Annotated in this window: 2 tRNA genes and 2 rRNA genes; all 4 read right to left on the bottom strand. The window is 48.8% G+C overall.

From position 1 onward, the window contains the following. Positions 1–221, bottom strand: a 23S ribosomal RNA gene (locus ACJ8IP_RS24215); the annotation flags it as partial. Between the two features lie 207 nt (positions 222–428). After that, a tRNA-Ala gene (locus ACJ8IP_RS24210) sits at positions 429–504 on the bottom strand. Positions 505–542: 38 nt separating this feature from the next. Further along, positions 543–619: transfer RNA gene (locus ACJ8IP_RS24205), tRNA-Ile, on the bottom strand. Between the two features lie 74 nt (positions 620–693). Then, positions 694–800: ribosomal RNA gene (locus ACJ8IP_RS24200) — 16S ribosomal RNA — on the bottom strand; the annotation flags it as partial.

Here is an 800-nt window from a genome sequence, read left to right as displayed (position 1 = left end):
TCTTTTCCTCGGGGTACTTAGATGTTTCAGTTCCCCCGGTTCGCCTCATGCCACTATGTATTCATGACATGATAGTGTGTCGAAACACACTGGGTTTCCCCATTCGGGTATCGCCGGTTGTAACGGTTCATATCACCTTACCGACGCTTTTCGCAGATTAGCACGCCCTTCATCGCCTCTGACTGCCTAGGCATCCACCGTGTACGCTTAGTCACTTAACCTCACAACCCGAAGATGTTTCCATCGTTCGCGCTGCAAACATTTGAGAGACTCTATGACAGGTTACTCTTTATCCCAGTACATCTACGGAGGGATAAATTTCAGCCGTCATGTTTCAATTTTCAGCTTGTTCCAGATTGTTAAAGAGCAAAATACTTCGCAGCATACTGTCGCCAATATACTCTGAAGTATTGAAATACCGGACTATATGGTGGAGCTAAGCGGGATCGAACCGCTGACCTCCTGCGTGCAAGGCAGGCGCTCTCCCAGCTGAGCTATAGCCCCATACAGTCACGTGCAGTACCTTTTCCACTTACAAGAAGTGGTAGGCCTGAGTGGACTTGAACCACCGACCTCACCCTTATCAGGGGTGCGCTCTAACCACCTGAGCTACAAGCCTATAAAGGTATTTCTGCTCGTTACTTTCTATCAGACAATCTGTGTGAGCACGCCACTCGAAGCAATATCTTTAGGTAAGGAGGTGATCCAACCGCAGGTTCCCCTACGGTTACCTTGTTACGACTTCACCCCAGTCATGAATCACAAAGTGGTAAGCGCCCTCCCGAAGGTTAAGCTACCTA

Source organism: Serratia sp. CY52157 (assembly GCF_052168495.1).
Taxonomy (GTDB): domain Bacteria; phylum Pseudomonadota; class Gammaproteobacteria; order Enterobacterales; family Enterobacteriaceae; genus Serratia; species Serratia ureilytica.
Note: the sequence above shows the minus strand (reverse complement) of the source record. Positions and strands in the feature narration are given on the sequence as shown.